This window comes from Streptomyces sp. SID5643, from assembly GCF_009872555.1.
In the GTDB taxonomy this organism is placed as follows: domain Bacteria; phylum Actinomycetota; class Actinomycetes; order Streptomycetales; family Streptomycetaceae; genus Streptomyces; species Streptomyces iakyrus.
In genome coordinates this window covers 21371-32570 of sequence record NZ_WWIC01000210.1, presented here as the reverse complement: position 1 = coordinate 32570, position 11200 = coordinate 21371, and the positions used below count along the sequence as shown (strand labels likewise).

Annotated in this window: 10 protein-coding genes and 1 pseudogene; 2 read left to right on the top strand and 9 right to left on the bottom strand. The window is 72.3% G+C overall.

Going from position 1 to position 11200, the window contains the following annotated elements:
* Window positions 1-638 (top strand): TerD family protein (locus GTY56_RS23815; protein ID WP_202510633.1); only part of this gene is annotated, 638 nt, incomplete at its 5' end.
* 58 nt (window positions 639-696) lie between these two features.
* On the opposite strand, the gene GTY56_RS23810 is transcribed toward GTY56_RS23815, so the two are convergent.
* From GTY56_RS23810 to GTY56_RS23775, 9 genes and pseudogenes are all read right to left on the bottom strand, one after another.
* Window positions 697-1272: a TetR/AcrR family transcriptional regulator gene (locus GTY56_RS23810; protein ID WP_346345553.1), complete on the bottom strand. Its 576-nt coding sequence runs from the start codon at window positions 1270-1272 to the stop codon at window positions 697-699.
* A gap of 178 nt (window positions 1273-1450) precedes the next feature.
* Window positions 1451-2488: a substrate-binding domain-containing protein gene (locus GTY56_RS23805; protein ID WP_161367369.1), complete on the bottom strand. Its 1038-nt coding sequence runs from the start codon at window positions 2486-2488 to the stop codon at window positions 1451-1453.
* Between the two features lie 151 nt (window positions 2489-2639).
* The gene (locus GTY56_RS23800; RefSeq protein WP_161367368.1) at window positions 2640-3044 is read right to left on the bottom strand and encodes a VOC family protein; all 405 of its coding nucleotides are present in this window, start codon (window positions 3042-3044) and stop codon (window positions 2640-2642) included.
* Window positions 3045-3131: 87 nt separating this feature from the next.
* On the bottom strand, window positions 3132-4148 hold the full coding sequence (locus GTY56_RS23795; protein WP_161367367.1) for a 1-aminocyclopropane-1-carboxylate deaminase: 1017 nt from the start codon (window positions 4146-4148) through the stop codon (window positions 3132-3134).
* 26 nt (window positions 4149-4174) lie between these two features.
* Window positions 4175-4816 (bottom strand): GntR family transcriptional regulator, encoded by a 642-nt coding sequence (locus GTY56_RS23790; protein WP_161367366.1) that lies wholly within the window; start codon window positions 4814-4816, stop codon window positions 4175-4177.
* Between the two features lie 92 nt (window positions 4817-4908).
* Entirely contained in the window at window positions 4909-6492 is a 1584-nt protein-coding gene (locus GTY56_RS23785; RefSeq protein ID WP_161367365.1) for a TROVE domain-containing protein, read from the bottom strand.
* A 342-nt stretch (window positions 6493-6834) separates the two neighbouring features.
* A pseudogene (locus GTY56_RS41635) lies at window positions 6835-7182 on the bottom strand (alkaline phosphatase PhoX); the annotation flags it as partial.
* Window positions 7106-7384, bottom strand: coding sequence for a hypothetical protein (locus tag GTY56_RS41630; RefSeq protein ID WP_524540133.1), 279 nt, complete (start codon window positions 7382-7384; stop codon window positions 7106-7108). The gene GTY56_RS41630 and the pseudogene GTY56_RS41635, both read right to left, overlap by 77 nt.
* Before the next feature lie 218 nt (window positions 7385-7602).
* On the bottom strand, window positions 7603-9018 hold the full coding sequence (locus GTY56_RS23775; protein WP_161367364.1) for a hypothetical protein: 1416 nt from the start codon (window positions 9016-9018) through the stop codon (window positions 7603-7605).
* Between the two features lie 311 nt (window positions 9019-9329).
* Here GTY56_RS23775 and GTY56_RS23770 point away from each other — a divergent pair, with 311 nt between their 5' ends.
* Window positions 9330-11159 carry a DUF8508 domain-containing protein gene (locus tag GTY56_RS23770; RefSeq protein WP_161367363.1) on the top strand — a complete coding sequence of 610 codons (1830 nt, stop codon included), beginning with the start codon at window positions 9330-9332 and terminating at the stop codon, window positions 11157-11159.
* Window positions 11160-11200: the final 41 nt, after the last annotated feature.

The following is an 11200-nucleotide window of genomic DNA, read 5'->3' as shown; positions in this document are numbered from 1 at the left end:
CCGCCCCCGTCGCGCCCCCGGCCGCCCCGGCCACGCCTCCCCCGCCCGCGCCCGGCGCCGGGAAGATCAACCTCGACAAGGGCCGTGTCAGCCTCCAGAAGAACCAGACGGTCTCCCTGATCAAGGGCGGCCGCCCGCTGCTGTCCCAGGTCAAGATGGGTCTCGGCTGGGAGCCCGCGTACCGCGGCAAGGACATCGACCTGGACGCCTCGGTCATCGCCTACGGGCCGCAGCGCAACCACATCGACAGCTGCTACTTCGGCAAGCTCCAGATCGTGGGCGGCGCCATCCGCCACTCCGGCGACAACCTCACGGGCGAGGGCGGCGGGGACGACGAGGTCATCACCGTCGACCTCGGGCGTCTCCCCCAGGAGGTCACCGGCCTGGTCTTCACGGTCAACTCCTTCTCCGGCCAGAAGTTCACGGAGGTGGCCAAGGCGTACTGCCGCCTCCTGGACGGCACGACCGGCGAGGAACTGGTCCGCTTCGACCTCACCGGCGCCGAGGCGCAGACCGGCGTGATGATGGCCAAGCTCATCCGCCAGTTCTCCGGCGAGTGGGACATGACGGCCATGGGCGACTTCGTGAAGTCCCGCACGGTGAGGGGAATGGTGAAACCGGCGGCGCAGGCCCTGTAACCCGCCGAACCGGCCTCCGGGGCGCCCCCTCACCCCAGGGGGCGTCCGGATCGCCGGGTCAGCGGGGCCCCGCCGCCAGCCCCTCCGTCAGCAGCGTCAGATACCGCCGGAGGCGCCGGCCCTCCCCGTCCGCCAGCTCCGACGCCGTGGCCACGCCATGCGCCAGCCGCAGCACGTCGACCGGCTCGACGTCCCGCCGCAGCGCGCCCTCCTCCTGCGCCGCCCGCACCAGCCGCCCCGCCGCGGCCTTGACCGGGTCGCCGCAGGCGGTGTGCACGAGAGCGCCGGAGTCCGTGACGGCCGGTCCCAGCAGCGCCTTCAGCCCCCGCATCCGGATCATCCCGGCGCCCAGTTCGTACAGCCACTCCCCCAGCGCCTCGCCCGGGGGCAGTTCGGCCGCGAGCGCGTCGGCCCGGGCCGCGATCGCCTCGACACGGTCCAGGTACGCGGCCTCCAGCAGCGCCTGCCGGGTCGGGAAGTGCCGGTACAGCGTGCCGGAGCCGACCCCGGCCCGCTTGGCGATGTCGTCGAGCGACGCGCCCTCCCCGTGCTCGGCGAAGGCCTCGACGGCGACCGTCAGCAACCGCTCGTAGTTGCGCCGGGCGTCCGCCCGCATGGGCCTGGCCTGCACCACGCGACCACTCCTCACCGACCGGGACACAGGGGCTCCTTTCTCCGCACCCTACCGAGAGGCCGGACCGGGGACCCGCCCTCGCATCGTCATCGCTCCGGCCACCGCATCCCGCAGGAAGTGCCGCGCACCGGCCATCACCAGAGCGCAGTACGCGTGGGCGGATCGGCCGGCCGGAACGTCAGGCGGAGTCGCGCACCACGAGTTCGGGTGTCACCCACGCGTCGGCGCCCCGCAGCGGCTCCTCGCCCGCGCGCAGCCGGGCCACCTGCTCCACGGCCAGCCGTCCCAGCTGCCGCTTGTCGATGTGCAGGGTGGTCAGGGCGGGTTCGACCAGTTCGCCCAGGGAGAGACCGTCGAAGCCGAGCACGGCCAGGTCGTCCGGGACGCTCCGCCCGCCGCGGCGGGCGGTGCGCATCGCCCCGACGGCGATGAGGTCGTTGAAGCCGAAGACCGCGGTGATCCCGGGCCGTTCGGCCAGCAGCCGCTCCATCCCGGCCTCGCCACCGGCCACGCTGTGCTCCGGGCACGTCACGACCCAGCTCTCGTCGGCCGGCAGACCGAGCCGCCGCGCCTGCTCCAGAAAGGCCTGTCTGCGGGGGCCGGGGCCGTGCACGCCGTCCAGCATGCCGATCCTGCGGTGCCCCGCGCTGAACAGGTGGTTCATGCCCTGCTCGACCCCGGTGGCGGCGTCGATGCCCACGGCCGCGAACCGGGTCTGCTGCGGCCCGCGCTCCAGCAGCACCAGCGGTACTCCGCCGATATGCCGGGTGAGCACGTCGTCCGGGTCCTTGAAGTAGCCCACGACGGCGTCCGCCTGGTGGGAGAGCACGTCGAGCGCCTCGCGCTCCCTGGCCTCGTCGATCCGGGAGTCCCACACGACGACCTGCCAGCCCCGCTGCTCGGCCGCCTCCAGCACGCCGGCGGCCACCTCGGGGAAGAACGGGTTGCGCAGGTCCGGGATGACCAGGCCGGCCGTCACCGCACCCTTCTGGACGAGGCCTCGCGCGAACCGGCTCGGCCGGTAGTCCAGGAGCCGCGCCGCCTCCAGGACCCGCTCCTTGGTGCCGGGGTCGATCTCACCCTTGTCGTTGACCGCCCGCGAGACCGTCTGGCGGGACACCCCGGCCAGACGGGCGACGTCGTGGATCGTGGCCCGGCGCCGTACACCGTCGGGCCGTTCGGCACTCGGCTCCGCACGCTGATTGTCGGTCCACACGTCCAGCACTGTATCCGGCGCCGGAGTGCACACGGCAGGGGCAGCCGGACGGACACCCTCCGGCGCGGTCCCGGCTCACCACCCGGCGAGGCGAAGACCCGCACGCCGCCGCAGCCGGTCGATCACCCCGACCGGCACCCCACCACCCCCGTCAGTCACCGAGCTCGGTGAACAGCGTCAGCTGAAGCGCACCGGGTGCTTCGAGCCGCGAGTTCAGGGAGTTCCAGGGCGTACGGGTCGGCTCGGCGACGACCTCGGCTCCCGCGGCGGCCAGTCTCGCCGTCGCGGCGACGGAGTCGTCCACCTGGAAGGCGACCCTGATGTGCCCGGCCACCCGCCGCCCCACCTCGACCTCGTCGATGAACGCGGCATGGTTCGGGTCGGTCAGCTCCAGGGTGGCCCGCCCGGCGTCGAGGATCGTGACCCGCCCGTCCTCCGAGGCGAACGCGCCCTGCTCGGGCAGCCCGAGCACGTCCCGGTAGAAGTGCAGCGCGGCGTCGTAGTCCTCGGCGGTCACGACCAGGCGGAGTTCGCGAACGGCCGGCTCGTCGGACATGGGGGCTCCTCCAGTACGTCGGGTAACGGCGACAACCCGGCGGCCCCCCGGCTGATTCCCGTACGCAGCCGCCCTGACGGCCGGCGGTCAGAACAGCGCGCTGTACGCGTTCAGCGCCGGCTGCCCGCCCAGGTGGGCGTAGAGCACCGTGGCGTCGCGGCCGATCTCGCCCCGCGACACCAGGTCGATCATCCCGGCCATGGACTTGCCCTCGTACACGGGGTCGGTGACCATCCCCTCGGTCCGGGCCGCGAGCCGCATCGCCGCCAGGGTGGCCTCGTCGGGAATGCCGTACGTGCCCGCGTGGTACCGCTCGTCGAGCTCGACGTCGGCCTCGGTCAGCTCGCGCTCCACACCGACGAGCTGCCCGGTGCGGTGAGCGATGCGGGCGATCTGGCCGCGGGTCGCGGCCGGTTTGGCCGAGGCGTCGACGCCGAGTACGCGCCGGGGCCGCCCGCCCGCCTCCTCCAGTGCGGCGAACCCGGCGACCATGCCGGCCTGGGTCGACCCGGTCACCGAGCACACCACGACGGTGTCGAAGAAGACGCCCAGCTGCCGCTCCTGCTCGGCGACCTCGTACGCCCACCCGGCGAAGCCGAGGCCGCCGAGCGGATGGTCGGACGCACCGGCCGGGATGGCGTACGGCTTCCCGCCGCCCTCCTCGACCTCCCTGAGCGCCTGCTCCCAGCTCTCCTTGAAGCCGATGCCGAACCCGGCCCTCACCAGCCGCACGTCGGCCCCGGCCAGCCGGCTGATCAGGATGTTGCCGACCTTGTCGTACACGGCGTCGGGCCAGTCCACCCAACTCTCCTGGACGAGCACGCACTTGAGTCCGGCCCGGGCGGCGACGGCCGCCACCTGGCGGGTGTGGTTGGACTGCACGCCCCCGATCGACACGAGCGTGTCGCAGCCCTGGGCGAGCGCGTCGGCGACCAGGTACTCCAGCTTGCGGGTCTTGTTGCCGCCGTACGCGACACCGGAGTTGCAGTCCTCGCGCTTGGCCCAGAGGGACGCACCACCGAGGTGCGCGGTGAGCCGCTCCAGGGGGTGGACGGGCGAGGGCCCGAAGAGCAGGGGGTAACGGTCGTGCGAGGCAAGGGACATGGGTCCTCCCTGGGTCGGGGGTCGTCTCAGTCGGCGAGCTCTTCGAGGCCCCGCCAGATCTCCGCGGTGACGAGAACCGCCCCGTCCACGTCACCGGCGGCACACGCCTCGATCAGCCGCTCGTGCAGCCCGGCCGAGCGGCAGCTGCCGCCCTCTCCGAAGCGCTGTCGCTCCAGGCGGCGGATGAGCGGGGTGTAGCGGGCGGCGGTCGCGGCGGCCGCCCGGTTGCCGCTCACCCGGACGAGGACGTCGTGCAGTTCGTCGTCGGCCCGCAGCGCCGCCTCCACGTCTCCGGCGCGCACGGCGACGGCGAACCGCTCGTTGGCGGCGCGCATCTCGGTGAGGTGGGCCGCAGCCAGCCGGGGCACGGCAACCCGCGTGACGAGCTCGTGCATGGCGCCGACCACGGCGGCGGCGTCCCGGACGTCGGCGGCCACGAGCGGGGTCACCCGCGTATAGCTCTGCGGCTTGCTTTCCAGCAGCCCTTCGTCCACGAGCCGGGAGAACGCCTCCCGCACGGGGGCCCGGGAGAGCCCGAGCCGCTCGGAGAGCTCGGCATCCCGCACCACCGCGCCCGGTTCGATCTCCCCGGCCACGATGGCGTCCCGGATCGCCTCGTAGGCCCGGTCCCTGAGCAGTCTGCGGGGGACGGGCCGCATGGCTTCCATGAACTGAAATGTTAGATGTCAGTGAGGTTCCCGACAAGGGATGCGGACAGGCCCGTGGCCCGCACTCCCCACGCGGTGCGGGCCACGGTCTCTCAGGCCGCCCAGGGCCAGTCGGCGTCCCGGGAGGCCTCGATCAGCGGAACCATCCGGAAAGCGGCGTCCGAGAGCCCGCCGAAGGTGTGCCGGTTGGCCGTGCCCGACGGGCCGTGGCCCGCCCGGTACCCGGCGAGGTTCCAGGTGTAGACCGGCACGTCGGCCGGGATCTGCTCGGTCGGGTCGCCCCGGTGGTGGTGCGCGTACTGCTCGTCGGTGACGATCAGCACCCGGTCGTGCTTCTTGTAGTGCCGGCGCACCGCCTCCGTGGTGTCGGTGCCGCCCAGGTCGCCGAAGCGGTCGAGGATCTTCAGCACCGACTCGCCCCGGCGGAACGGCACGCGGTCGCTCGTCGAGCCGAACTCGACCAGGTCCGCGTGTTCCGCCCGCAGCGCGAGCGCCGTACCGAAGATCGCCGCCGCGTCGGCCCGGGTCAGCTCCGAGCGGTCGGACAGCCGTGACCAGAACATCGACCCCGAGCGGTCCACGAGCACCAGCGTCCGGCCGGACAGCGCAGGCACATTGGCCAGCGAGTGGCCGAGGGCCCGCTCCAGCGCATACGACCAGCGCAGCGACGGCGCGTGCCGGTAGGCGGCGAGGTACCGGAAGGGGAACTGCCGCGAACGGGCGACTTCGGCCGGGTCGCTGATCCGTGCGGCGACCCGCTCGGCCACGACGTCCGAGACCCCGGCCTCGTCGAAGTTCCGCAGGTTGCGCACGAGCGCCATGGTCCCCATGGAGGGGATCACGGCCTCCCAGGCCGCCTTGTCCATCGGCCCCTGAAGCCAGCCCGCCAGCGCCTCCCACGTCATGCCGGCCGCGGCCAGCCGCTCGGCACCGCCCTCGGCGGTCACGACCGCACGCCGGTCCTCAGCGGGCAGCGCCATCAGCTCGCGGTGCGCGCCGAGAACGTGGTCGGACGCGGGCGGCACGGCGGTGTCCGGGTGGTGCCGGCGGTCGAGGGCGTACCGGAACAGCTCGCCCTGCCACGGCTTGTCCGGGTCCGGGGCCGCGTGCACGAGATTGAGGATGTCGCCGAAGCGGTAGCCCTTGGAGGCGGTGTCGTACTTCAGCAGCGCCTTGCCGTGGTACAGGCGGCGCACGGCGTCGGCGATGCCGCGCTTGACCGGCTTCGGCACGTTCCGGCCGTACATCGCGGTCCAGTACGCGAGCAGTTCGCCGGGCTCGTCGGGCCGCTGGAGGACGGAGGCGACGACCTGCCGGTTGGACGGGCCGTCGGAGGCGCCCGCGTCCAGGCGGGCCTTGACGTACTCGGCGGCGCCGACGAGGGAGGCGGTACGCAGGTTGCCCGGGCCGCGCAGCCAGCCGAGCAGACCGGCCGTCCACTCCGGATCGGTGACGGCGAGTTCGCGCACGAGTCGCTGGAACCGGTCGTCGCGGTCGGCGCCGGTCTCGTAGAAGGTCTGCTGGGAGACGAAGGTGGAGACGGAGAGCAGGAAGAGTTCGGAGCGGGCGTCCCGCTCGCGGCCCCGGCCGCCCTCGTAGGTGCGCAGCACACGCCCGGTGGACGTCACGCGCGAGACGGGACGCGCGCGGGCTGCCTTGGAATTGAATCGCGCCATGGTGAATTCCCCCGAATTCGCTCGCATTTCGGGGGAGACGCTGCATGCGGGAAAAGAGGTGGGTGCCCGAGGACAGAAGTCGGCGACGGACTTATTCAGATGCTCTACCCATTGAGCTACAGCGACCCGAAGTCGCTGACGGGACTCGAACCCGCAACCGTCCGATCCAGGAAGTAACCGTTGCCTTCGCACCGGGCACCCACCACATGCTGCGCCTCCCGAGATCAAGTCGGCGGCGGCGTCGGATTCTTTGGAAGAGAAGTAGCCGCTGCCATCGCACCGGGAGGTGCGTGACGTTGTGATCTCACTGTAGGAGGCGCAACTCCGGAACTGCGAGCGAATTTATGACCGCTTCTGCCGCTTCCACGGACCGGTGATGGCGAGCAGGATGCCCGGGTCCTGGAGGTTGGCGTAGAGGGTCTTGCCGTCGGGCGAGAAGGTGACCCCGGCGAACTCGCTGTACTCCGGCTCCTCTTCGGTGCCGACGTTCAGGTCGTTCCGGGCGATCGGGTAGGTGCGACCGCTCCGGGTGGCGCCGAAGAGGTGCGAGACGCCCTCACCGTCCTCGGCCGGCACGATGCAGACCTGGCCGTCGTGCTGGACCGGGCTCTCCTCACGGGCGTAGGAGGAGACGATGCAGGCGCCGCCGTCGCCCCACCACATGCCTTCCAGCTTGCCGGCGCGGGTGACCGCGGCCGAAGAACTTCAGCGGCTTGGGGGTGACGATCCGATAGGTGAAGCCGGCGGGCAGGGCGAGGATGCCCTTGGGGTCGGGGACCAGCGGACCGTGGCCGACTCCGTGCCGGGCGTCCGCCGCCTCGTCGCCCGCGCTGTCGGCGTCGTAGGAGGCGAGGGCGTTCGGCGCGGTGGCGAGGGCGCCGACGCTGCCCACCGGGGCGACCCCGGCACCGATGATCGCGGAGGTTCCGGCGAAGTCCCTGCGGGTGGGCGACAGGGGTGTCTCCTGTGACGGTGTGGATGCCGTGGGAGGTGCCGGACCTCGTTCGGCGAAACCGTCCCGCTCATCCGTGAACGCCGGTTGCCCAACACCCCAGGGGCGCGGGGGACTGCGCGACAGGCCGAGACGACGCCGCACCCGCGAGCCCGGGATCAGCCGCCCTGTTGGGACCGCGCCTTGAACGCCGCTTTCCGCGCTTCCTTCGCCACCTTCTTGTCGGAATGCAACCGCCCCATCGCCTCCAGTACATCCGCGGTCGCGGGGTGATCAACCCGCCACACGGCGTCGAAGAAGCCACCGTGCTGCCGCGCGAGCCCCTCCACCAGCCCCCGCAGCTCCTCGGAGTTCCCCTCCGCGGCCAGTTGCGCGGCCACCGTGTCGATGGTCAGCCAGTACACCATCGCCTCGGACGGCGCGGGCACGTCCACCGCCCCGTGCTCGGTCAGCCAGACCCGGGCGAGCCCGCCCAGCTCGGCGTCGTCGAGGACCTCCCGCAGGGCGGGTTCGGCCGAGGCGCCGACGAGCGACAGGGCCTGCTGGCACCGCAGCCGCCGCAGCGGCGCCCCGGCATCCGAGCCCCGGGCCGCCGCGAGCAACTCCCGGGCCGCCGCAAGCGATTCGCGCCGCTGGAGCCACTGCTCGGTCTCCGCCTGTGCGGCAGCGGGCGGGAACTCCGCCGTGCCGTCGAGCAGCGCGTCGGCCCCCTTGTCCGCGAGGTCGCCGACGGCCGGCACCTCGAACCCGGCCTCCAGCAACCGCGCGCGCATGCCGTACAGCCCGAGCGGGGTGAGCCGGACCATGCCGTAGCGGGAGACGTCGGTGTCGTCGACGGGTGCGGCGGGCTCCTCGTCGGCGTCGGCCATGAGCGCCTCGTCGACGGGCTGGTACGCGACGAATCCCACCGGCTCCAGCATCCGGAACTGGTCGTCCAGCCGCATCATCGCGTCGGAGACCTGCTCCAGGACGTCGTTGGTGGGCTCGCCCATGTCGCTGGGCACGATCACCGAGGCGGCCAGCGCCGGCAGCGGCACCGGGGTGCCGGGTGTGTCCTCGCCGGCGGTCAGCAGGTAGAGGTTGCCGAGCACGCCGTCGAGGAACTCGGCCTCCCCCGCGGGGTCCCAGTCGAGGGCGGAGAGGTCGACCTCGCCCTCCTCGTCCACGAGCCCGTCCAGGTCGGGCACGCTCGCGTCGGCGAGGACGGTCTCCACGGCGGAGAGCCACACGGCGAGCACGTCCTGCGGCGAGCCACCGGTGAGCAGGGCGAGGTCCTCGCCGGCCGTCACGGTGCCCTCGTCCTCGTCGACGACCTCGACGAGCCCGGCGTCCACGGCGACCCGCCACGCCTCGCTCGCGTCGGCGGCGGCGTCGTCCCCGCTCAGCCCGAGTGCCTCGGCGGCCGCGGGCAGTTGTTCGTCGACGAGCCCTCCCCCGGCGTCGACACGGGTGTCCGGCCCGGCCCAGCGGGCGAGCCGGGCGGCCCGGGACAGCAACGGCGTGGACAGCGCGTCGCGCGCCAGCTCCGCTTCGGTGTGCAGCCGCACCGGCGGCAGGGGGGAGCTGTCTGACATCGGCTGTTTCTCCTAGCGCGCCTCAGGTGACTCAACCGCTCAGCCTAGACGGATTTCCACCCATGCCGCCCACTTCATCTCCCCGCCGGCTTCCGTGCATGGCCGAAACCTTGACAAGTGACATGAACAGGCTGGAGATTGACGCGCGTAGAAGTCGGCGGACACTTGTTCACCGGGCCCGCCCCACCAGGTCCATCCGTCCGCCGCGCACTACGCGCGTCACCGCATCCGCCCCACAGGGAGCGGCAGTCAGCCATCCGCCCTTTCCGCCCTCGTCCCGGCGCCCTGTCACGTCCCCGGAGGGAACCCCGTTGCCGAGCAAGCCGTCCGCGCGTCTCGCCGCGCTCACCGTCGCCGCCGCGTGCTCCGCGGCATCCACGATCGTCCTCACCAGCCCCGCGCACGCGGAGTCGGTGCGCATCCACGACATCCAGGGCAGCACCCGGATATCCCCCTACGCGGGCAAGCAGGTCACGGACGTGGCCGGAATCGTCACCGGCATCCGGACCTACGGCTCGTCCCGCGGCTTCTGGATCCAGGACCCGGCTGCGGACGCCGACCCGGCGACCAGCGAGGGCGTCTTCGTCTTCACCGGCTCCGCGCCGAAGGGGGTCGCCGTCGGTGACGCCGTCACGGTCAGCGGCACCGTCACGGAGTACGTCCCCGGCGGGGCGACCTCCGGCAACCAGTCGGTGACGGAGATCACCAAGCCGACGACCACGGTCGTCTCCAGCGGCAACGCACTCCCCGCCGCCACGGCGATCACCTCCCGCTCGGTCCCCGCCGCCTTCGCGCCGGCCGGCGACACCGCCGCGGGCGGCTCGGTCAACGCGCTCCCCCTCAAGCCCTCGGCGTACGCCCTGGACCACTACGAGGCGCTGGAGGGCATGTCCGTCCGGGTCACCGACACCCGCGTCGTCGGCGCCACCGACCCGTACACCGAGCTGTGGGTGACGGTGAAGCCGCACGAGAACCGCAACCGCCACGGCGGCACGGTCTACGGCTCCTACGACGGCCAGAACACGGGCCGCCTCCAGATCCAGTCCCTCGGCGCGACGGCGGACTTCCCGAAGGCGAACGTGGGCGACACCCTCGCGGGCAGCACCACCGGCCCCCTGGACTACAACCAGTTCGGCGGCTACACCCTGGTCGCGAGCGAGCTGGGCACGCTGAAGAGCGCGGGCCTGGAGCGGGAGACGACCCGCAAGCAGCGCTCCTCGGAACTCGCGGTCGCCACGTACAACGTGGAGAACCTCGACCCTGCCGACGGCACGTTCGACGCCCACGCCGCCGCGATCGTGAACAACCTGAAGTCGCCCGACATCGTGTCCCTGGAGGAGATCCAGGACAACAACGGCGCGAAGAACGACGGCACGGTCGCCGCCGACCAGACGCTGACCAAGCTGATCGACGCGATCGTCGCGGCCGGCGGCCCGAAGTACGACTGGCGCGCGATCGACCCGGCCGACGGCAGCGACGGCGGCGAGCCGGGCGGCAACATCCGCCAGGCGTTCCTGTTCAACCCGGAGCGGGTCTCCTTCGCGGACCGTGCGGGCGGCGACGCCACGACGGCCACCGGCGTGACGAAGATCCGCGGCAAGGCGCACCTGACGCTCAGCCCGGGCCGTATCGCCCCCGCCGACGAGGCCTGGAAGAACAGCCGCAAGCCGCTGGCCGGCGAGTTCGTCTTCCGTGGCCGCTCGGTCTTCGTGATCGCCAACCACTTCAACTCCAAGGGCGGCGACCAGGGTCTGACCTCCCAGTACCAGCCGCCGTCGCGCAGCTCCGAGACGCAGCGCCACCAGCAGGCCACCCTGGTGAACGCCTTCGTCAAGGACATCCTCGACACCCAGAAGAACGCGGACGTCGTCACGCTGGGCGACATCAACGACTTCGAGTTCTCGCAGACCGCGAGGCTCCTGGAGGGCCGCGGCGAACTGTGGTCGGCGATCAAGTCGCTGCCCCGGAGCGAGCGTTACTCCTACGTCTACCAGGGCAACAGCCAGGTCCTCGACCAGATCCTGATCAGCCCGTCGATCCGCCGCGACTGCGACTTCGAGTACGACAGCGTGCACGTCAACGCGGAGTTCCACGACCAGATCAGCGACCACGACCCGCAGATTCTGCGGTTCCGCCCGTAAGCGGCCCGGGGCCGGCCGGACATCCCGTCCGGCCGGCCCCA

Excerpts from the sequence above, each read along its gene's own strand:
- GTY56_RS23800 (WP_161367368.1), bottom strand. The coding sequence starts at position 3,044 with ATGTCCGACGAGCCGGCCGTTCGCGAACTCCGCCTGGTCGTGACCGCC.
- GTY56_RS23795 (WP_161367367.1), bottom strand. The coding sequence starts at position 4,148 with ATGTCCCTTGCCTCGCACGACCGTTACCCCCTGCTCTTCGGGCCCTCG.
- GTY56_RS23790 (WP_161367366.1), bottom strand. The coding sequence starts at position 4,816 with ATGGAAGCCATGCGGCCCGTCCCCCGCAGACTGCTCAGGGACCGGGCC.
- GTY56_RS23785 (WP_161367365.1), bottom strand. The coding sequence starts at position 6,492 with ATGGCGCGATTCAATTCCAAGGCAGCCCGCGCGCGTCCCGTCTCGCGC.
- GTY56_RS23775 (WP_161367364.1), bottom strand. The coding sequence starts at position 9,018 with ATGTCAGACAGCTCCCCCCTGCCGCCGGTGCGGCTGCACACCGAAGCG.